General features: G+C 58.1%; 18 protein-coding genes and 1 other RNA gene. 13 read left to right on the top strand and 6 right to left on the bottom strand.

Annotation, left to right across the window (positions count from 1 at the left end; translation table 11 throughout):
* Positions 1-281 precede the first annotated feature (281 nt).
* Both Q0X47_RS05960 and Q0X47_RS05955 read right to left on the bottom strand, forming a co-directional pair.
* The gene (locus Q0X47_RS05960) at positions 282-1,184 is read right to left on the bottom strand and encodes a rhomboid family intramembrane serine protease (RefSeq protein WP_297723868.1); all 903 of its coding nucleotides are present in this window, start codon (positions 1,182-1,184) and stop codon (positions 282-284) included.
* A 47-nt stretch (positions 1,185-1,231) separates the two neighbouring features.
* On the bottom strand, positions 1,232-1,753 hold the full coding sequence (locus Q0X47_RS05955) for a peptidylprolyl isomerase (protein ID WP_296180250.1): 522 nt from the start codon (positions 1,751-1,753) through the stop codon (positions 1,232-1,234).
* A 189-nt stretch (positions 1,754-1,942) separates the two neighbouring features.
* Here Q0X47_RS05955 and Q0X47_RS05950 point away from each other — a divergent pair, with 189 nt between their 5' ends.
* Complete coding sequence (locus Q0X47_RS05950) at positions 1,943-2,374, top strand: acyltransferase (protein WP_296180247.1); 432 nt, start codon at positions 1,943-1,945, stop codon at positions 2,372-2,374.
* A gap of 139 nt (positions 2,375-2,513) precedes the next feature.
* Here Q0X47_RS05950 and Q0X47_RS05945 read toward each other — a convergent pair whose 3' ends face one another.
* A complete protein-coding gene (locus Q0X47_RS05945; RefSeq protein WP_297723867.1) occupies positions 2,514-2,786 on the bottom strand; it encodes a cell division protein CrgA in 273 nt (90 codons plus the stop codon).
* Positions 2,787-2,899: 113 nt separating this feature from the next.
* Here Q0X47_RS05945 and Q0X47_RS05940 point away from each other — a divergent pair, with 113 nt between their 5' ends.
* Genes Q0X47_RS05940 through galE form a run of 3 tightly spaced genes read left to right on the top strand, consistent with a single transcriptional unit; the run spans position 2,900 to position 5,622 of the window.
* Positions 2,900-4,369, top strand: coding sequence for a class E sortase (locus tag Q0X47_RS05940; RefSeq protein ID WP_297723865.1), 1,470 nt, complete (start codon positions 2,900-2,902; stop codon positions 4,367-4,369).
* Positions 4,370-4,386: 17 nt separating this feature from the next.
* On the top strand, positions 4,387-4,542 hold the full coding sequence (locus Q0X47_RS05935; protein ID WP_282922427.1) for a hypothetical protein: 156 nt from the start codon (positions 4,387-4,389) through the stop codon (positions 4,540-4,542).
* 54 nt (positions 4,543-4,596) lie between these two features.
* Positions 4,597-5,622 carry a UDP-glucose 4-epimerase GalE gene (galE, locus tag Q0X47_RS05930; protein ID WP_297723863.1) on the top strand — a complete coding sequence of 342 codons (1,026 nt, stop codon included), beginning with the start codon at positions 4,597-4,599 and terminating at the stop codon, positions 5,620-5,622.
* Between the two features lie 132 nt (positions 5,623-5,754).
* On the opposite strand, the gene Q0X47_RS05925 is transcribed toward galE, so the two are convergent.
* Both Q0X47_RS05925 and Q0X47_RS05920 read right to left on the bottom strand, forming a co-directional pair.
* A complete protein-coding gene (locus Q0X47_RS05925; protein WP_297723861.1) occupies positions 5,755-5,952 on the bottom strand; it encodes a hypothetical protein in 198 nt (65 codons plus the stop codon).
* A 30-nt stretch (positions 5,953-5,982) separates the two neighbouring features.
* Complete coding sequence (locus Q0X47_RS05920) at positions 5,983-7,449, bottom strand: NAD(P)/FAD-dependent oxidoreductase (protein ID WP_297723859.1); 1,467 nt, start codon at positions 7,447-7,449, stop codon at positions 5,983-5,985.
* A 236-nt stretch (positions 7,450-7,685) separates the two neighbouring features.
* On the opposite strand from Q0X47_RS05920, the gene Q0X47_RS05915 reads away from it, so the two are divergent.
* The 8 genes from Q0X47_RS05915 (at position 7,686) to Q0X47_RS05880 (ending at position 16,565) form a co-directional block, all read left to right on the top strand.
* Positions 7,686-8,498 carry a hypothetical protein gene (locus Q0X47_RS05915; RefSeq protein ID WP_297723857.1) on the top strand — a complete coding sequence of 271 codons (813 nt, stop codon included), beginning with the start codon at positions 7,686-7,688 and terminating at the stop codon, positions 8,496-8,498.
* Between the two features lie 5 nt (positions 8,499-8,503).
* Positions 8,504-8,599, top strand: an RNA gene (gene ffs / locus Q0X47_RS05910) — signal recognition particle sRNA small type.
* Between the two features lie 86 nt (positions 8,600-8,685).
* A complete protein-coding gene (locus Q0X47_RS05905) occupies positions 8,686-10,425 on the top strand; it encodes an OmpA family protein (RefSeq protein WP_297723881.1) in 1,740 nt (579 codons plus the stop codon).
* A 185-nt stretch (positions 10,426-10,610) separates the two neighbouring features.
* Positions 10,611-12,929 carry a DNA polymerase III subunit gamma and tau gene (locus tag Q0X47_RS05900; protein WP_297723856.1) on the top strand — a complete coding sequence of 773 codons (2,319 nt, stop codon included), beginning with the start codon at positions 10,611-10,613 and terminating at the stop codon, positions 12,927-12,929.
* The gene (recR, locus tag Q0X47_RS05895) at positions 12,929-13,531 is read left to right on the top strand and encodes a recombination mediator RecR (protein WP_297723854.1); all 603 of its coding nucleotides are present in this window, start codon (positions 12,929-12,931) and stop codon (positions 13,529-13,531) included. The genes Q0X47_RS05900 and recR overlap by 1 nt, the downstream gene beginning before the upstream one ends.
* A gap of 211 nt (positions 13,532-13,742) precedes the next feature.
* On the top strand, positions 13,743-15,077 hold the full coding sequence (locus Q0X47_RS05890) for an aspartate kinase (protein WP_297723852.1): 1,335 nt from the start codon (positions 13,743-13,745) through the stop codon (positions 15,075-15,077).
* The gene (locus Q0X47_RS05885; protein WP_297723850.1) at positions 15,074-16,123 is read left to right on the top strand and encodes an aspartate-semialdehyde dehydrogenase; all 1,050 of its coding nucleotides are present in this window, start codon (positions 15,074-15,076) and stop codon (positions 16,121-16,123) included. The genes Q0X47_RS05890 and Q0X47_RS05885 overlap by 4 nt, the downstream gene beginning before the upstream one ends.
* 82 nt (positions 16,124-16,205) lie before the next feature.
* On the top strand, positions 16,206-16,565 hold the full coding sequence (locus tag Q0X47_RS05880) for a thioredoxin domain-containing protein (protein ID WP_297723848.1): 360 nt from the start codon (positions 16,206-16,208) through the stop codon (positions 16,563-16,565).
* Between the two features lie 95 nt (positions 16,566-16,660).
* Here the strand turns inward: Q0X47_RS05880 and Q0X47_RS05875 are convergent, their stop codons facing one another.
* A complete protein-coding gene (locus tag Q0X47_RS05875) occupies positions 16,661-17,995 on the bottom strand; it encodes a hypothetical protein (protein WP_297723846.1) in 1,335 nt (444 codons plus the stop codon).
* A 299-nt stretch (positions 17,996-18,294) separates the two neighbouring features.
* Between Q0X47_RS05875 and Q0X47_RS05870 the strand changes: the two genes are divergently transcribed.
* The gene (locus tag Q0X47_RS05870) at positions 18,295-19,305 is read left to right on the top strand and encodes a hypothetical protein (RefSeq protein ID WP_297723845.1); all 1,011 of its coding nucleotides are present in this window, start codon (positions 18,295-18,297) and stop codon (positions 19,303-19,305) included.
* Positions 19,306-19,329 lie beyond the last annotated feature (24 nt).

The raw sequence follows: 19,329 nt of genomic DNA, 5'->3' as shown, positions 1-19,329 counted from the left end.
AATATGCCAAGAATCAACAAAAATTGTACGAGTCAGGTTGAATCGGCGCTGTTGATGATGAACGGCGATAGCCTACGCTTGCCTCGGAATGACAGCTTGCTGAGACCCAGGTTTGTAGATGGCCCGCGAACTGGGTTTTTGTCCGCTGATGTAATGTTTTATGCCCCGATGTATCCGCCTCTACCAGCCGGAGTTGTGGCTAAACAGTGAAAATAGCGCCGTAGCTGCCAATAATGGCAGCTACGGCGCTATTTCCCCCCTATAAATCTGTTTTCGGGGGATTATTTTAAGAAACTGTAGATAGCCTCGTAGTTGAAATGGTAAAAAGCCCAGTTGCTCACTAACAGCACGGCGAAAACTCCGCCGTAAACCGCGAGGTCACGCAGCCGTGTGGTCGTGTTGGTCACTCGGCGCACCACGGGAGCGGCCGGAGCAGCCGGGGAATCCGCCCCGTCAGGAACCTTCGACCCGTCTGGCGCCGTGGCGTCGGAAGTCTCCTGGGCGTCCGGCGCATCCGGTGAACTGAGAGCGGTGCCTGGATTCTGCAGTGTCTCGGGCGCGTTGGCAGCAAAGTGAGTGTCTTCCGAGCCCGTGCCCCGAACTGCTACGTAGGTCGCGTTACGCAGTACCCAGCCGGTGTAGGCTCCCAGCACCAGACCCACCGCCAAGCCCCCCAGATGGGCCACCCAGGCGACGTTAGGAACCATGAACCCGATGACAAAGTTCAGCCCGATTAAGGTCGCCATTTCCGTCCAGGGCAGGCGCAGCACCTTTTGAATCGCCAGGACCATACCAAAGAACCCAAAGACCGCCCCGGACGCGCCCACCGTGGGGGTGATCCAGGCGTTCGGGTCGACAAAAACGGTCAGGCATTGCGCCATGAGCGCCCCGAAAGCGCTGATACCAAACGCAAGAGCCAGTTTCACGTGACCCACGACCGGTTCCAGCGCCCTGCCGACCACCAGCAAAGCCCAGGTGTTAAACGCAAGGTGAAACGGTGAGGGCACCGAATGCAGGAACGCCGCGGTGATGAAACGCCACGGCTCAAACAGGCCCAGGAGCGGCAGGAAAGCAAAGTTCTGAATGACTCCGGGAATAAACAGCTCGGCAACCCAGACGATGATTAAGGCAATACAAAGCCCCCAAGTCACGTAAGGCTTAGGGGCTGTTGCGGTGTTTTTCATGACTTAACAGTACATTCAAAACCACCGGAGTATCGGGTCAAACGGGTTTACTCCGTGATGTCGATGGACTCAATCATGACGTCCTCCAGGGGACGATCCGAGCGGTCCGTTTGGGTCGCGGCGATTTTGTCCACGACAGCGCGGGACGCATCGTCCAGGACGCGGCCAAAAATCGTGTGCTTGCCGTTGAGCCAAGTGGTCGGGGCGACCGTGATAAAGAACTGGGAACCGTTGGTGCCCTGACCGCCGCGCGTGCCGGCGTTAGCCATCGCCAACAGGTAAGGTTCGGTGAATCCCAAGGCCGGGTCGATTTCGTCGTCAAATACGTAGCCCGGGCCGCCTGTGCCGGTGCCGATGGGATCCCCGCCTTGAATCATGAAACCAGAGATGACCCGGTGAAACACCGTACCGTTGTAGAGCGGGTCCGTGGAGGTTTCCCCGGTAATCGGGTGAGTCCATTGACGCGCACCGGTCGCCAGGTCGGTGAAGTTCTTTACCGTGACCGGCGCGGATTGCGGATAAAGTTCCAGGCTGATGTCGCCTGCAGAAGTGTGAATTGTTGCTTGCATAGTTCTATCTTTTCATGCGCGCGGCCCAGGCGCAAAGCAATTTCAGGCACCCTCAACGCTAGCGGCGAGGCCCCGCTGTGAGCCGGTCAGGAAAAATGAACAGGCCTATTTCCTGCAAAAATTTCAAATAAGAGGCAAAATAGTACCAACCGTGTCCGTTCGGCTCGGTGTGAGTGAAAGAAGGATCCAATGCTGGATAACTTGTCGAAATGCATCGATATGGACTGCATGAAGCGAGCCGGGGAAGACATGGCACTGAATGCTGCTGAGGTTGCTGGAAAGGCTCGTGGAGCCGTCGGGGACTTTGGCACTAAGGTGAAAACAGACCTCCTGCCGCGGGCGCAAGCCGTAAACGAGGCAGTGTCGAGGGCGGTTGCCGGTGACGGTACTATTGCCGAAAAAGTTTCCAAAGCTAGTGAAGGAGTCAAGTCAGCTATGAACCCCAAAAAGAAGTGCCCGATTCGTCACCCCTGGTTGGCGACTATTCTGTTGACCGGAGCCGCCGCGGTGGCTGGGTTTATTTTGTACAGTCGCACCCGTCCTGTCGAGGATCCCTGGGCTGAGGAATCCTGGGAGGACATCGACGACGATGACTTGGTCGTTGTTGCCGACGACAAGTAAAAACAAACTTCAAAAAACCGACCGGCGGCTGATGTTGCCGGTCGGTTTTTTTGCACTCCCCCGAATTTGCTTTCGCTGTTACTGTTATTGCTCGGAAAACGAGCTGACGAGCAATAAAAAATTAAGCAGAAAAAAAGCCCTATTTCCACCACATCAGCATGATGAAACCGATCATGATGACGCCGAATCCCACCGCGATGTTCCAGTTGCCCAGCCCCAACAGATTAATCCCCGCAGTTTGCGCCAGGATATAGTGCAACACAATCCACAGCAGACCCACGCCCATAATAATCAGGGCCGCCGGAGCGTACCAGCTGGGGGAGCGTTTCATATCCTCAGTCCACGAGGGACGCAACTCGCTGTCAGACTTAACTACTTTCGAGGCGCGCTTGCGCTTTTTGGATTCGGGCACAATGACTCCTTGTGACAAAAGATTGCTTAACAGGTTAATGATAACCGTAAGCCAAAACCTTTGGAAATTGGTAAAATTTGGACGTTGGTTTATCCGCGCGTCAAGGGGTTGGAATGAGTGAAGAGCGTCCCGTACCACAGCGGTTTCCCTCGCGCCGCCAGCGCCGCGAGTCTCAGGAACCGTCTGCCGCACCGCTGTCGCCCGCGCCACTGTCTCGCGCGTCGAGCCAGCCTCCAGCGGCCCAGCCCCCCGCGGTTCAGCCTCCCATGGCGCAGCCTGCCGGGGTCCCTCCTTACGGGGCGCAGCCGTCCGCCCGACCGCCCCAGGTGTCTCCACAAGGGGTCACAAGGGCGGTTCCACCTGCAGGTTTCCAATCTGTTGCCGAAACTTCCGGTGCGGCTCGACCCGCGTTGCCCCAGCCTAACCGTCCGGTTCCTCCCGGCGTACCGGCGCGCAATGTGGCGAACCCGCCGATTCCGGGCTTAGCGAACCCCCCGGTGCCGAGCCTAGCGAATCACCAAGTACCCGGCACGGCGAACCCGGCGGTCCCCGCTTTTGCCCCCGCGCCTTCGCGCCCCCCGGCGGCCGCGACACGACCCGCAAACCCCGCGCTCACCCCTGGTGAACCCCCGGCAAAACCACAAACCCGCCCGCAAACCTCGAACCGTCCCCCGGAACAGGCCGCCGAGACAACTGAGCTCACCGAACCAATCGAGTCAGACGAAACAGCCGCGCCGGCAAAACGCCGGCGCACCCCCGTATCGGTCCTGGTGATGAGCGGGATTGGACAAACCATGCTGACGGTCGGGGTTGTTCTGGGACTGTTCGTTGTGTGGCAGCTCTACGTGACGACCTGGCAGGTACAAGGCGCGACGGCGGCCGCGGTACAGTCTTTCCAAAGCTCCACCGCGAACGACGCGACCGCCACGACCGAAGTACAGCGCACCGACCCGCCTCCTGGCGTCACCATTCCCGCGGTAGGCCAGACTTTTGCCACCCTGCACGTGCCGCGCTGGGACTCAATGGTTATCCCCATCATGCAGGGCACGAACGAAGCTGTGCTGGACACGGGCTATGCCGGACACTACACGGACACCCAAGGGCCGGGAGAGCTCGGCAACTTCGCCTTGGCCGCCCACCGGCGCTCTTACGGAAACTCGTTCCGCCGTGTCCATGAGCTGCAAACCGGCGACCCGCTGGTGGTCGAAACCTCCCAAGCCTGGCTGGTTTACCAGGTCACGTCAACCGAAATAGTCCTGCCATCACAAGGAGACGTGATTTACCCGGTTCCTCACGAAGCGAAAGACACCGTCCCGCATGAACGGCTCATGACCCTCACGACTTGCCACCCCGAATATGGCAACACCCAGCGATTCATCGTGTACTCCAAGTTTTCCTACTGGGTGCCGCGCACGCAGGGCCGGCCTTTCGCGCTCAAAGGGTTGGAGGCAATGAAACAGGCTGGTCAGGGCACCGCCCCGGAGGGTCCACAAGACGGGACCAATGCCCCGGCGGCTGACCCGAACGCGACTGCCAAGCCCGGCGACGCCAGCCCCGCGCCGGCTGAGGGCTTGGTCGGGTAGACAGAGAGGAAACCAGAATGTACAAATGGCTGTTTGCCGTGATGCCTGGCCCGAAGTGGCTGCGCTGCATCGAGATGGCGATTTTGGTGCTGGCGGTGGTGGCCGCGCTGTTCCAGTGGGGATTCCCTTGGGCGGTAGAGACTTTCAACCTCAACCCGAACACCGTGAACTAGCGCCTCAACCCGCCAACGCAGCGGGGACCCTTGTGAAAAAACGAAAGGAAAAAAATGAGCAATAAAACCATTCTGGTGGCCGGGGGAGCCGGATACATCGGTACACACACGCTGATTTGCCTCTATGAGGCGGGATACCGTGCGGTCTGCGTCGATAACCTGTATAACTCCAGCGCGGAAGCGATGACGCGCGTCTCAGAAATCGTGGGGGAAACAATCCCGTTCTATCAGCAAGACGTGCGTGACCTTGATGCTTTGCAACGTATTTTTGCGGCTCACCAGATTGACGGGGTCATTAACTTTGCCGGGCTTAAGGCCGTGGGTGAATCGGTGGCCAAGCCGGTGGAATACTACGACAACAACCTCAACGCGACCCTGTGCCTGGTGCGAGCCATGCGGGACCACGACTGTCACCTGATGATTTTTTCCTCTTCCGCCACCGTGTACGGAGCCGACGGGGTGTCCCCACTGAAAGAGACCATGCCGACCGGCACCGCGACGAACCCTTACGGTTGGTCCAAGCTGATGAACGAAATCATGCTGCGTGACGTGTGCCATGCCGACCCCGAGTTTTCCGCCGTGCTGCTACGCTACTTTAACCCCATCGGGGCGCATCCCTCCGGCCGGATTGGCGAGGATCCTAAGGGCATTCCGAACAATGTCATGCCCTACATCACCCAGGTCGCCGTCGGTAAGCTCGAAAAACTGCACGTGTTTGGCGACGACTACGACACTCCGGACGGAACCGGGGTGCGCGACTATATTCACGTCATGGACCTCGGGCGCGGGCATGTGGCCGCCATTGATTATGGGCTGAAACATCGGGGCGCGAAGGCGATAAACCTGGGTACCTCACAGGGGTATTCGGTGCTGGAGTTGCTGCATGCGATGGAGCGAGCCTGCGGCAAACCTATCCCTTACGTCATTGACGGGCGCCGACCGGGAGACATCGACACGGTTTACGCCGACGCGAGTTTGGCGCGGGAACTGCTGGGCTGGGAGGCCCGCCTAGGTTTGGACGATATGTGCCGAGATTCGTGGAATTGGCAGTCGCAAAACCCGAACGGCTACGCCGGCTGATGCGTTTTTCGGCCAGCTACTAAGAATGCTTGGGTGACTTGGTTGACTCGGGTGGCGTGGTTGACGTGTTTGACGTGCGGCGTGTTCGTCGGTTGAATCGTGTTGCTTCCGGGAAGAACTCGGAGGTATTTTTCAGTCCTGGGGACCGAACTTGGCAATCGTCACCAGGCGCAAAATCCGCCAGTTAAAGCTCGCAAAAGAAAACAGCTGGAGGAACGGGTTTTGGCGGCGACGCAAAGTCGCCGGGGAAGGGTTCGGGGCCGCCGCAATCCGTTCGGCGGTGGCCGGGCATAGTTCCTCAATCGTGGGAGACGCGCTAAAGTCAGTCATTATGAAAATCCTCTCTACGTGGGTCGGGGGCTACTCGGGGATAATCCACCAAAACGGCTTCCACTTCGCTTTATAGATAAAGCCCACGTGGAGCAGGAACTTGGTCCAATGCCCGAACAGGCCGATGCGTCCGAAACTCAGTTTGGGGTGGCGTCCGGCATTATCCGGGTACTTGTCATAGTTGGGCACGATGGGGAACATTACCATTGCGGCCGCGGAGCCTTTCTTAAAACCGGTGCCGGTCGAGGCTACGCAAGCCGCCCCCAACACCGCCATCGAGGCTTCATGCAGTTTCGCCTCGGGACCTTGGTTAATCAAGTCAACTATGCTCATGGCGACTTCTTTGCCAATTGAGCCCGACGGCATTCCGGTACGTGGCGGCGCCGGGGTGATGTTGGTGCCGTTGGGAGTCTGGTGCGGTTTAGAAATCCCGTGCGGGGGTGCAAAAGCAATTCCGGCGGCAAAAATGTTTTTATACAGCGGGGACTGGTAAGTCTTGGGCCAATCCTCGTGGGACCACTGCGCGGAGCTCTTCTTCGAATAGTCCGCGTCCACCTTCATGAATCCAGCCGGGTTGAACATTTCGGGAATCAACGTCCCGTCAGGTTTCTTGGCCTCCAGCGCGACCCCGGTAAACGGCGGGAGCAGCATGGCGAAATCAAAGGACAACTCGTGCATATTGCCGTCATAATCCTCGTAAGTCAGAGCGTGTGGGCGCACTTCGCGAACCCCCGCGCCGGTGATGGCTTTCACCCCGCGTTCCCGAAACAGCGATTCCGTCCACAACTGGGAGTCGGTAGAGTAGCCGTTGTCCTTAAACCGCATGCCGGCCATCCCAAAGTCGCCGAGCTTTTCCTCGTTGGTGAGGTAAACGACCTCGGTCTGGTCCCGAACCCCCGCTTGACGCAGGTCATATTCAGTGTTGAAACAGTACTCAAAAGCGGCGCCCTGGCAGGTACACCCGCCGTTGCCGGTTCCAATCACGAATCGCTTGGGCGTCCCGGTCTCTTTAATCTCTTGGACGATTTTCTGAAACTCGACCCCGGCCTGTTCGGCGTGGTCAGGAGTGCAAACCGAATACGTGTTGCCGCAATCCGGGCCCAAACCCGGAGTGGCGGCAAAGTTCAGCTTCGGGCCGGTCGCGTTGATGAGGTAGTCATAATGCACCAAAGCTCGCCGACCTTTGTTTTTGCCCCCCGTAAACTCTATCTCGACCTGGGGCTGCGCATCATCGCCGCGACCCTCGGGATAGATAACTTTCGCGGCCGCCTGATGAAAAATGACCCCCTTGCGCCTATAGAGCGGGGCGAGGGGGAACACCACTTCCTTCTTCTTCATTTTTCCGGTGCCCACCCAAATATTGGAGGGAACCCAGTTCCAGTTGGCGCGCGGGGAAATGACCACGACTTCATGATTGCGCCGCGACAACTTGCGACGCAGATGCATGGCGGCGGTATGACCGGAAATACCCGCACCTAACACGACAACTCTTGCCATAGTAATAACTTCCTTAATCTGTTGCGGTCCCTCAGCAGTGCCTCAGAAAATCGTTGAGCGGGCGGTAAGTCCGCGCCGAAAGCGGGACGTCCGACACTGCACGACCAAGGCTTATTATAGCTTGAAAATCAGTGTGGATTTACCGGCTTCGCCCCCGCTTGTGGTTTAGACTTGAAATTCAGAGAATCCCGAAGGTAAACCGGGGAAAACCGTGAGCAGCTGATGAGGAGCGAACCATGAGTGTGGCGGGTGAAAACGCTTTGGGCCTATCCAACGGTGAGGGCGGCACAAAAGTCTTTACCATTGGACCGACCTGGCGGGCTGTGGGCTTTGAGATGACCACTGAGCAACGAGCCGACGAAATTTTGGCCCAAGCGGCTGACCAATGCACCCCGGTGGTGGGGGACATGGAAAACGGCACGTTCCAATACGTGGATCGTTCCGGCGCGGTCGCCGTGTTTGACGTGGTTGCGGAAAAGATTGCGGATATCCACCAGGATTTCAACGCCAGCGCCGCAGTGGACGCGCGCTGGGTCGAGATGGCAGACCGTTTTGCTTTGGTTGACATAGTTGACGCACAAGGGGGGACGGAGCGTTCTGTGGGCAAGGCGTGCGTGGCGATGCGAGCCGGGCTGGGGCACGAGCCCGGACGTGCCAACGCCGGTAAACTGGGGATTTCCGCCCTAGCGCAGCGGGTCGAACTGTACGAAAACGTGGGGAGTTACGCGGCGAGTCAGACCGCCAAAATTTTCGGCGCGGCTCTAGAGGGACCGCAGCGCGCCCCGGAAGACACCCTGCCGACCTTTATTTCGACCGGGGCTGTTTCCGTTTTGCAAAAGCAGGGTGCACACGCCGGAGCCGTGCTGGCTGCGAAAGTTACAGCCGCAGAGATGCATTCCAACACCCTGACGGGGGAAAACTTCTGGGTTTTGGAGGTTGCGGCGGGATTCCCCCTCAGCGTGTGCGTGGCTGAAGGCGACATTGCGGGACGTCCCCGCCCCGGAATGGTCGTGGCTGGAGAATTCCTAATTCTGGCGGCCGCCAAGTAGAATAGTCTTGTTCCCCGCGTGACGGCATAGTCTGAACCTCCCCAGGGTCGGAAGACAGCAAGGATAAGGGCTCCCTGTCGGGTGCGCGGGGAACGTTTATTTTCCCGGCATCCGCGGATACTTTTACATGAAATTAACCGGTTGAAAACCGGGATTATACTTTAGCTTGTTAATCTGCAAATTGAGTGTGACTACTACGGAAAGCTGGCGATTCATGGTGAAACGTGGTTTGAGGACGCTGGTGGCGGCGACCTTCGTGGCGGCGCTGGCGTTGACGGGGTGTGTACACAGCGGGAAAGATACCCCAAAACCAGCCAAGACTGACTCTTCGGCCAGTAAAGAGGCGCCGCAAAGCTTACCAGGCGCAGTCGACCTGAAAGCTGACTTTGAGGCCGGTTCCATGTGGGCTCAGGTAGGCCCGCTGTATCGGCTGGATAACGGCAATTCGGCGCTGGCGCTCACGGTGGGCATCGATGACGTGAACTCTGCCATGGTGAGAGGCAGTGTCGGTACGGCTCTCACCACCCCGGATTACCCTGCGCAAAAGGAATATTCGGGGATGTATCTGTTGACGGACACCGAGGTTTTTGAACCCTGGCGCGACGACCAAGAACACGTTCCCTACGTCAAACAGGATGGGACCCAGAAGGGGAGCAGCAGTTTCAGCGGCAAGGAGGGGGATCCGATTTCCGAAAGCGTCCTGGTACCCTTCGGGGACATCGGCGATGATCCGGGCACAGTCGGGGTGGATTTGGGCCTCATCGGTTTCGCCTACGCTGTTCCGGTCCAAGACGCCGCCCAAGCCCCGAAGTCGTTGCAAAAAGCTTTGGATAGCCTGCCCGACAAGGCAGCAAAAGATAACCACGGGGAGTACTCGGCTTTCACCATAGTTCCGGGCATGGACGTGGCTTCGAGTTCAAAGAGCCTGGACGTGACTTTGGCTGCCGACGTATTCTTTGATTCCGGCAAATGGGACATTAAGCCCGAAGCCCAGGCGACCTTGGACGACTTGGCGAAAACGTTGGCGACACACGAGCCGGGTGAGGTAACTATCGTGGGTCACACCGATAACGTGCCGGATACGAACGTGGGCAACCAGGTGTTGAGTGAAAATCGGGCGAACGCGGTGAAGGCTGTGCTGGAAGGCAAATCGGAGTTGTCCGGCTTCACTTTCAGTGCTTCGGGCAAAGGCGAGACGCAACCGGCCGTGCCGAACACTGACGATGCTTCGCGGGCAAAGAACCGACGGGTGCAAGTTTCCATTAACACTCCGGTTAAAAAGGAAATACTCGAACTGCAGGCGACCAGCGCGGAAATGCCTGCCCCGTATGCCCAGGAATCTGATTGGCCCAAGGCAGTGCTTTACAATGTCAGCCGCAGTGAAGCCAGTAAGCCCCAGTATGTGCAAGTCTCCACCTCCGAGGCCGTGGCCTACCCGAACTACACCCTGGTGACATTCACGGTGGAAGCCGTTGACCAGGTTGTCTCTATGTCTTTGAACCTGGGCGGCTTTCATCGCCCGGAAGAGACGACTACCAATATCAGCTCTGTCTTCTACGGGCCTGATATTCTGCGCGGTTCGGCGCGTACCGTGCCGTTGGAATATCCGCGTATCGGAATTAACGGGGAAAATATACACGGAGTGGTGACGGGCGGAAGCCTAGGCGCCATTCCGCTGTTGAAACCAGGTGAAAAGTGGACTGTTCCGGTTCTGTACCCACCGGTTAACACCAAGACCATCACCATCGACGCCTCCAAGGAATACAACCATGTCAAGTACGGCTACCGGATTAACGACGTTCCGGTGAAACAGGCTGGTGAGACGTCCGACTCTCCTCAGGGTGCTAACAAGCCCACACCCCAGAAGAACCAGTCTGGTCACACCAAACAACCCAGCGGCTCTTCCACAGAATCTCAGACAGCGTAACCTAGAAATACTATTGCAGGCTCAGAAAATGGTGCCACCAAGCCCGCAGGGGCGAGCGAAGAACGCCAGAACTGGCGCTTTTGGCCAGCACCGCTGGGGCGGGTTTGGCGCTGGGTTTGATTCGGCCGAAATAACTGTGCGGAACTGAAAAATTTTCGCCACCGGGGCTCGGGTAGAGTAGAGACATGATGACTGCCCTGTATCGCCGCTATCGTCCCGACACTTTCGAGGACGTAATCGGTCAAGAACACGTAACTAAGGCGCTGCAGGCGGCTTTGGCGAATGGGCGGGTTAACCACGCTTACCTGTTCTCGGGGCCGCGGGGCTGCGGCAAGACGACCAGCGCTCGGATTTTGGCGCGTTGCCTGAACTGTGCCCAGGGGCCGACCGCTACCCCGTGTGGGACTTGTGATTCCTGCCGGGATTTGGCGACAGGCGGGCCGGGTTCCCTGGATGTCATCGAGATTGATGCGGCCTCACACGGCGGGGTGGACGACACTCGGGAGCTGCGCGATCGGGCGGCCTATGCTCCGGCGCGGGATCGGTTTAAGATTTTCATCATTGATGAGGCACACAACGTGTCTAAGGAAGGTTTCAACGCCCTGTTAAAGCTGGTAGAGGAGCCTCCGGACCACATTAAATTCATTTTTGCGACCACGAACCCCGAAAAGGTCATTTCTACCATTCGCTCCCGCACCCATCACTATCCGTTCCGGTTGGTTGCCCCGGAGGTATTGCGCGACTACATGGCGGATTTGTGCCGTTCCGAGGGCGTTACGGCCGAGGACGGGGTGCTGGGGTTGGTGGTGCGGGCCGGAGGCGGATCCGTGCGCGATTCTTTGTCCATCCTCGATCAGCTCATTGCTGGCGAGGCCGAGCCGAAGCTGCACTATGACCGGGCCGTGTCCCTGCTGGGCTACACCGATTCCGCTCTGTTGAGCGGGATGGTGGACGCTTTGGTGTCCGGCTCCGGTGCCGAGGCCTACGCGGTGGTGGATCGGATGATTCAAACTGGGCATGAACCGCGGCGTTTTGTCGAGGACCTGCTGCAATATTTGCGTGACCTGGTGGTGATGAAGCTCGCTGGGGCGGGAGCCGGGGCCGTGTTGGGTGATTTGCCTGAGGCCGAACTGGCGGCGATGCGTCCCCAAGTGGCGGCTCTCAGTCCGCGCACCCTCACGCGCTGTGCCGAACTTGTTGACGAGGGACTAACCGAGATGGTGGGGGCGACTTCCCCGCGTCTGGCATTGGAACTGTTGGTGGCGAAACTGCTGTTGGCTACTTCAGATGACGCAGCGTCTACCACTGCCGAGGGAGCGGTATCGACCGCGCGGGTGGCAGCGAAAGCTACCGGGTCTGGCTCTCGGGATAGCGGTGTTCCTGCCTCCCTGGTGGCGCCCGCGCCCGCTGAGACTCCTTCACAAGGGGTTCCCACCAGCGCCGTTGCGGGCTCGGCTGGTCCTGCCGCGAGGTCAGGCGCATCCGCGAGCCCGGACGCTTCCGCGTCTAAACCAGCGCCGGTTTCCCCTCCACAGCGCGGACAGGACACCGTTTCACAGCCCGAGCCAACTATGGCGTCTCGTGAGGAAAAATGGGAGTTCAAGCCTACCCCGTGGGACATTCCCGGTGGTAACACCGGCGGTACGGATCAGCCAGATAATCTAGGCCCAAGCGCTCAGTCCGGGCAAAAGCCTGCTCGACGCGATACCTCGGCAGACCAACCCGCTCCCGCCATGCCTCCCGCTCCCACCGCGACTTCTGCCCCCGCTCCCACCCAGGACGCTCAACCGGCCCAGTCCGGCACTGGCACAGATAGAGACTATGAAAAAATCCGTGCCAACTGGGGCAAAATCATGGCTCGTTTGAAGCAAAATCACGCCGCGACCGGGAACCTGTTGGAATCCCACGGCCAGCTGCAAGGAATGCGCGGCTCGACGGTAGAAATCGCTTTCCCGAATCCCGGATTGGTGCGAGCTTTCGGGGAACGCCACACTTCCGCCCTGGCCGGGGTCATTCAGGGATTCACCGGCCTCAATGTGGAAGTGCGCGGAGTGGTGGCTGGCTTCGGGGCGCCCGCTGCTCAACCCGCCCCCACACCAGAGCCGGCCGATGCTGAGCCGGAACCGCCCGCCCCCACACCAGAGCCGCCTGACCCGGCTATTTTTGAACCACCGGTAGCGCAGGACTGGCCCGAATCCTCTGCTCAACGTCAGCCTCAACCCGCTGGGCCCGCCCTCACACCGGAGCCGGCCGATGCTGAGCCAGAATCGCCCGCTGTCACTCCGGAGGCACCCACCCCTGCGGTTCCCCCGGAGGAACCCACACCTGCAACCGCGACCACACCTCGTGACTCGAAAAAATCTGGTGAACCACGTAAACAGCCTGACCCGCAACTTTCGGGGGAAATGAAAGCGGGAATCCAGACCGCGCAAGCCATGTTGGGCGGAACCATCATTGATCCGAAAAACCCGCCCGGTTCCCCGTTGGCAAAGGCAGGTCGGTGATGAGCCAAATTTTCACCGATGCCCTGCAAGACCTCATCGATGCGCTGGGGAAAATGCCCGGAGTGGGGCCAAAATCCGCCCAACGCATTGCATTTTGGGTGCTTAGCGCGGATGAAGCCGACATTAAGAGACTCACCGAGGCGCTGACCAGCGTTAAGGAAAAGGTCCACTTTTGCGAGGTTTGCGGCAATATCACCGAACATCCGGTATGCGTGATTTGCCAGGATTCCCGCCGAGATCAGTCGCTTATCTGCGTGGTGGAACAAGCTACCGACATTGTTTCCCTGGAACGTACCCGGATGTATCGCGGGCTTTATCACGTTCTGGGCGGCGCTTTGGATCCCATCAACGGGGTCGGCCCCGATCAGCTGCGGATTGCCGGGCTGATGACGCGCCTGCAGGATTCCGCCATCAAGGAAGTCATCATCGCCACCGACCCCAATACGGAAGGCGAAGCGACCGCGGCATACCTGGCGCGAATGCTCTCTGCCATGGGAATTCCCGTCTCGCGTCTGGCCTCCGGTCTGCCGGTGGGAGGCGACCTGGAATATGCTGACGAAGTGACACTAGGGCGCGCCCTGGAAGGCCGACGCCGCCTGTAGAAACCTCGATTCGCTCAAACTGTCTGCCCAAAAACTGCCCACCCACAATCTCCCGCCGCACAGCCACCTGCTCCAAACCGCTTGTCGGGAAAACCCGATTCGCCTCCCGGCGGCGAATTCACGAGTTTCGGGCATAATCGCTATAATCGAGACGTCAGCAGTAAAGGTGCCGCGGCCCTCACTGCCGCGTGTCGGCTTAAGGGAGGTTTTCATGGCGCTGGTTGTGCAAAAGTACGGCGGCTCGTCTGTATCGGACGCAGCGGCCATGAAGCGTGTCGCTAAGCGTATTGTTGCCACCAAACGAGCAGGTCACAAAGTTGTGGTAGTGGTTTCCGCGATGGGAGACACCACCGACGACCTGCTGGATTTGGCCGGTTCCGTCACGCAGAAAGCCCCCCAGCGGGAAATGGATATGCTGCTGTCTGCCGGGGAACGGATTTCGATGTCCCTGTTGGCGATGGCCGTGAACGAACTCGGTGAAACCGCCATATCCTATACAGGCCAGCAAGCCGGGGTACTGACCGACAATCACTATGGCAAGGCACATATCGTTTCGATTGTTCCAGAACGGGTAGCCCGCTCTATTCATGATGGCAACATCGCGATTGTGGCGGGATTCCAGGGCGTGAACGAACGTAAAGACGTGACTACACTGGGCCGTGGCGGTTCAGACACCACCGCGGTGGCGTTAGCGGCTTCCCTTCACGCCGATGTGTGTGAAATCTATACCGATGTGGACGGTATGTTCACGGCAGACCCACGTATCGTCTCTAAGGCAAAACAAATTTCGTCCACAACTTTTGAAGAAACCTTGGAAATGGCTGCCCACGGCGCAAAAATCCTGCATCTTCGGGCTGTCGAGTTTGCGCGGCGCTACCACGTGCCCCTCCACGTGCGTTCTTCCTTTTCGGACAAATTAGGCACCTGGATCTCCGATGGCCCGGCTCATCCCGAGCTAAAGGGATTGGTGCCCGACAGTGCTTTGACATTTGACCCTGAAGCCCAGCTCATGAAGGAGACCCCCGTGGAGGAACCGATTATTTCCGGCCTCGCGCATGACCGCAGCGAGGACAAGATTACCTTGGTGGGAGTGCCCGACGAACCGGGTCGAGCCGCCCACATTTTTGAGATTATTGCGAGGGCCGGCGCCAACATCGACATGATTGTGCAAAACGTGTCGACGGTGCAGCCAGGCGCTACCGACTTGACAATCACTCTACCCCACGCCGATGCTGCGGACACAGTAAAGGCGCTAGAAGGTGCGAAGGCGGAAGGAGGTTTTCTAAAGGTCGTCCACACCGGCAACGTGGGAAAGTTGTCGCTCGTGGGCGCCGGAATGCGAACCAATCCGGGTGTTTCTGCAAAACTTTTTGGGACTCTTTCCAAAGCGGGAATCAACATTGACATGATTTCCACTTCGGAAATCCGCTTGAGCGTCCTGGTCAGCGAGGATCAGCTGGACGAAGCCGTACGTGCGGTTCACAGCGCGTTCGGTCTCGATGCTGAACAGGTTGAAGCCGTGGTTTATGGAGGTACGGGACGATGAGCCAGGACAATCTTTGTGTAGCCGTCGTGGGTGCGACCGGTCAGGTCGGCCGGGTCATGCGGACTCTACTCACGGAACGGAACTTTCCCGCCTCCCGTTTTCGTTTCTTTTCTTCAGCCCGATCGGCGGGTACTGTGGTTGACTTTCGTGGTCAGCAGGTCGTGGTGGAGGACACCGCGACAGCGGACTTTTCCGGGGTGGATCTCGCTATCTTTAGTGCCGGTGCCGCCGCCTCGCGCGAATTTGCTCCGAAATTTGTTCAGGCAGGAGCTGTCGTGGTTGACAATTCCAGCGCCTGGCGCAAAGACCCGGAATGCCCCTTAGTTGTCAGTGAAGTCAACCCCCAAGACTTGAAAAACCGACCGAAAGGCATTATCGCCAACCCGAACTGCACCACCATGGCGGCCATGCCGCCTTTGAAAGTACTGCACAACCTCGCGGGGTTGACCCGGTTGACAATTTCGAGCTATCAGGCGGTGTCTGGATCGGGACTGAAAGGCGTGCGCGAACTGGAACGCATGGTAAAAGCCGTGGGAGACGTCTCTAACCTGGACAAACTCGTTCTCGACGGCAAAGCCATTGCCTGGCCCTCCCCGGAAACCTACGTGGCTCCCATCGGCTTCAACGTGGTGCCTTTTGCTGGTAAATACGTAGACGACGGCAGTCTCGAAACCGATGAGGAACAAAAACTGCGCAACGAATCACGTCGTATCCTGGGCATACCTGACTTGCGGGTGTCGGGCACTTGTGTGCGGGTTCCGGTGCTGACCTCCCACACCCTCACCATTCACGCCGAATTTACCCACCCCATTACTGTTGAACAGGCCAAACAGGCATTAGACGGTGCCCCTGGGGTGGTGCTGCAAGACGTGCCGACCCCGCTCGATGCTGCCGGGATTGATCCCTCCTTGGTAGGTCGCATCCGTCAAGACCAGGCGGTTGCGGATAACCGGGGCTTAATCATGGTGGTCTGCGGCGATAACCTGCGCAAAGGGGCGGCGCTCAATGCGGTGCAGCTGGCTGAACTGGTCGCCGCTGACCTCTAGAATAAAGTTAAATATTTGAAGATAATAAACTTAGAGTCCTATCTCTCTGTGCTAAACTCATTGCAGGAAGGAGCACCGACTCATGGCAGTAAATATTGTCACTCAAGAGAACATGGCTCAGGCCATGAGTGAGAACGATATTGTGGTGCTCGAATTCTGGGCTCCGTGGTGCAGTCCATGCCGCCTATTTACCCCGGTTTTTGAACAGGCTTCCTTGCGTAACCAGGACGTTTTCTTTGGCACCGTCAACACCGAGGAACAAAAACCGTTGGTGAGTGCGGCGGGCATTGTTTCCATCCCGACGCTGATGATTTTCCGCCAGTCAGTTCTTGTGTTCCGTGAGGCCGGTTTGCTCCAAGGCACTCAGCTGGACGAACTGCTGCACCAGGTTCGGAACTTAGATATGGCTCAGGTCGCAGCCGGACACGGGGCAGTACGATAACCCCGATAAAACCTGCACTTCACCCCCGGTTCCGCCGGGGGTAAAGCATATTTCGCGGCCTACAAACCTAGGGACGGCAATCAGTAAGACGCTGCTTACTTATCCCACTGCGGAGGAATGTACTTGCCTTTCCCGAAACGTGCCGCCAAGTCGCTGCCCACCACGATGCCGTCGCCTGCGGTGGTGTTCCAGCACACCACGCGGTTGCCGGAATTACTGGCGTGGCAGGCAAAAATCCCGTTCGTCACCGTTTCGTTGGCAGCCAAAGTCCCTTCTGTGGCGGTGTCGATAGGTTCGATACACGCATACTCGTGGTTGCGGCTGTGCGAGGCGTAAAGCGCATCGCTGTATCCCGAATTCGGGGCTTGCGCAGAACAATAGTAAGGATCCGTGGAGTTAGCGAAACACTGTACTTGTGACTTGCCGAAAATGCAGCGAACATTGCCATCAGCAGTGGTAAAACTATTGAGTATCTTGGCATTTGCGGGGGGAGCCAACGGATTCGTGGGTGTGGGCGTGGGCGTAGGCGAAGCGCTGGCGCTCGCGCTGTCATCAGGGACAACCTGTTTTATGGTCTGGCCGGGGTGGGGTCCCGGAACCTCAATAATCTTGGTGGGGCCGGTGTAGCCTTCCGGCAAGCTAGTTTGTACCAGCTCTTGGGGAGTGGCGCTGACACTCGGGGTGGGTTCGGCCGCGTTGGCACTGAGTGAAACTGGTTTTTCAGCTTGGCTGGTGAGCCCCCAGACAACCAGCATAATCACGACCAGCCAAATCAATAACCCGAAAATCATCCACAGCCACAACCGGTTGAACCGATGTCTGGCGGTCATCGCAGGACTGGGAAGCCGGGCACCAATCTTTTCGGTAGTAGAGAGAGCCGGAGCTGCGGGGTAGCTGGCCGTGTAATCCTGAGGAGCGGCGGTTCGTGCCCGGTTTATCGCCGCCATTTCGGCCGCGGCCGTGGCGGCTGAAGTCGCACCGTCCTGGTGTAACTCCACTTCACCAGCGGAAAGGTCCGGATTTTCAACGACGGGCGAATCCGATGTTCCGGTGGGCTGAGGTTCCTCAGAAGCTGGCGGTTCCGTCAGTTGGTAAGTTTCGGGCTGCGGGTCTGTCGCCGGCTTGCTCGGTGGAGATACTTGGGGTTCTGGGTGGACTGGCGGTTCTGAGACGGGCTTGGCTGAGGACAAACAATCCATCGCGTAGTTTTTCAGTTCGCCTCGCTGCACCAGTTTGGCGCGTTTCGCTAAGGCCGCATTAATCTGTGTATCTTGCAGTTCACCTAACCAATCCAACAGGTCAGGATAGGTTGAGGGGTTCAAAGCTAGTACAGGGCGCAGCTCCGGAGCGTCTTGCGCGATAGTCTGCAGACGAACCAGGGGGGTATCGGGATTGATAGCCTCAAGTTCTTCCTTAGATAATTCGTCCATGAGTACACCGGCCTTGACCTCTGAAATGGATATTACCTCCCATTATACCCATATTCCTAGCATTTTCCAAGGTAACCTTAAGGTTTGTCCATGCAAAGGGGTCTGAATCCTGCACACATGGGCGGGAAACCCTCCCGGAACACGGTCAGCGCCCGGCTTAGCGGGGCATGTGTCAGGTTTCCCTACCTATCAACGGGGTGATTTTTGGTGTTAAAGCCCGATTCCGGAGCCGGGATATTATTCCGAACTATTACCGGGTTAGACTAGAGTTAGCTAGTTTTGGCGGTGAGAGGTGAGTGATGGTGGGAAATACGCAAAAACCCGTTGCGCAGCAGGGCCGTACCCCCAACCGGGCACGCCCTAATCCTCAGATTCTGCCCGCGGAACAAATCGCCAAAGCCCGCCGCCGCTGGACCATAGCCATCATCGTGTCTGCTGTCATTTTGGTGGCGCTCGTTATCGGCTTGGTCGCGATGTGGGTGCTGAGCGGCGATTCCCAAGGAGCGCGTTCGGCTTGTGCGAAAGCCAGCCAGGATTTAACCAAACAGTACACTTCGCTGCAGCAGGTAGTGTCCGACGCGGAAAATACTTTAACCGCGGTTGATTCCTCTCAAGTCAAAGACCCCGCGATGCTTGATGACATTCAGGCGAAAGTTCGGCAGGCCAGTAAAGAAGTGAAACCTCTGGAATGTACCGGTAAGGATGTCGCCAAGAAAACCTCCACCATGATGGCTCAGGCTGAAGCGTTGAAAAAGCAGCAAACTGAGCTGGAGGCTGCGCTGCGAGAAATTCAGGAAGCTGAAAATCTCAACAGTCTGACGGTAGCCCAGAAAGCCTTGGCAGATAAGATTGCCCAGGCGGAAAAACTGGCGCAAACCGCTGCGGATATAGAAGCTAATACCGAACCCAGAGCATCTCTAGCGGCTCAGATTGAGGACGCGAAACGCCTTTTGAACCAAGTTAACTCCCTGTCAACCGTGCCAGACGATAAGGTCGATGGTCTCAACGAATCGATGCGTGCCTCCGTGGATCGTCTGGATGAGGACATCACCGCGGTCACCAAAGCTATAGATGACAAACGTTTAGAACAGGCCCGGAAAGAATCCGAAGAACAGTTGCTGCGTCAACAGCAGCAGATGGAGCAGGAACAGCGCGCTCAGCAAGGCGGTGCGACCTGCGAGGTTGGCCAGATGATAGTTGATGCCAACGGCAATAAGTTCTATTGCCGCACCGTCTTGGACCCCGCTACCGGAACCGGCAAAACAACCTGGGTTGGAGAACCAGCGGAACAACCGCAGCCCGGCAACTAATCGACGCTAGCGAAATCACGCCCT

It is taken from the genome of uncultured Mobiluncus sp. (genome assembly GCF_947254095.1).
In the GTDB taxonomy this organism is placed as follows: domain Bacteria; phylum Actinomycetota; class Actinomycetes; order Actinomycetales; family Actinomycetaceae; genus Mobiluncus.
Note: the sequence above shows the minus strand (reverse complement) of the source record. Positions and strands in the feature narration are given on the sequence as shown.

What these genes read in the sequence shown, in the direction of transcription:
- Q0X47_RS05915 (WP_297723857.1), top strand. Translation starts at nt 7,686, where the DNA reads ATGAGTGTGGCGGGTGAAAACGCTTTGGGCCTATCCAACGGTGAGGGC.
- Q0X47_RS05950 (WP_296180247.1), top strand. Translation starts at nt 1,943, where the DNA reads ATGCTGGATAACTTGTCGAAATGCATCGATATGGACTGCATGAAGCGA.
- Q0X47_RS05935 (WP_282922427.1), top strand. Translation starts at nt 4,387, where the DNA reads ATGTACAAATGGCTGTTTGCCGTGATGCCTGGCCCGAAGTGGCTGCGC.
- Q0X47_RS05885 (WP_297723850.1), top strand. Translation starts at nt 15,074, where the DNA reads ATGAGCCAGGACAATCTTTGTGTAGCCGTCGTGGGTGCGACCGGTCAG.
- Q0X47_RS05960 (WP_297723868.1), bottom strand. Translation starts at nt 1,184, where the DNA reads ATGAAAAACACCGCAACAGCCCCTAAGCCTTACGTGACTTGGGGGCTT.
- recR (WP_297723854.1), top strand. Translation starts at nt 12,929, where the DNA reads ATGAGCCAAATTTTCACCGATGCCCTGCAAGACCTCATCGATGCGCTG.
- Q0X47_RS05920 (WP_297723859.1), bottom strand. Translation starts at nt 7,449, where the DNA reads ATGGCAAGAGTTGTCGTGTTAGGTGCGGGTATTTCCGGTCATACCGCC.
- Q0X47_RS05900 (WP_297723856.1), top strand. Translation starts at nt 10,611, where the DNA reads ATGATGACTGCCCTGTATCGCCGCTATCGTCCCGACACTTTCGAGGAC.
- Q0X47_RS05890 (WP_297723852.1), top strand. Translation starts at nt 13,743, where the DNA reads ATGGCGCTGGTTGTGCAAAAGTACGGCGGCTCGTCTGTATCGGACGCA.
- galE (WP_297723863.1), top strand. Translation starts at nt 4,597, where the DNA reads ATGAGCAATAAAACCATTCTGGTGGCCGGGGGAGCCGGATACATCGGT.
- Q0X47_RS05940 (WP_297723865.1), top strand. Translation starts at nt 2,900, where the DNA reads ATGAGTGAAGAGCGTCCCGTACCACAGCGGTTTCCCTCGCGCCGCCAG.
- Q0X47_RS05870 (WP_297723845.1), top strand. Translation starts at nt 18,295, where the DNA reads ATGGTGGGAAATACGCAAAAACCCGTTGCGCAGCAGGGCCGTACCCCC.
- Q0X47_RS05880 (WP_297723848.1), top strand. Translation starts at nt 16,206, where the DNA reads ATGGCAGTAAATATTGTCACTCAAGAGAACATGGCTCAGGCCATGAGT.
- Q0X47_RS05925 (WP_297723861.1), bottom strand. Translation starts at nt 5,952, where the DNA reads ATGACTGACTTTAGCGCGTCTCCCACGATTGAGGAACTATGCCCGGCC.
- Q0X47_RS05875 (WP_297723846.1), bottom strand. Translation starts at nt 17,995, where the DNA reads ATGGACGAATTATCTAAGGAAGAACTTGAGGCTATCAATCCCGATACC.
- Q0X47_RS05955 (WP_296180250.1), bottom strand. Translation starts at nt 1,753, where the DNA reads ATGCAAGCAACAATTCACACTTCTGCAGGCGACATCAGCCTGGAACTT.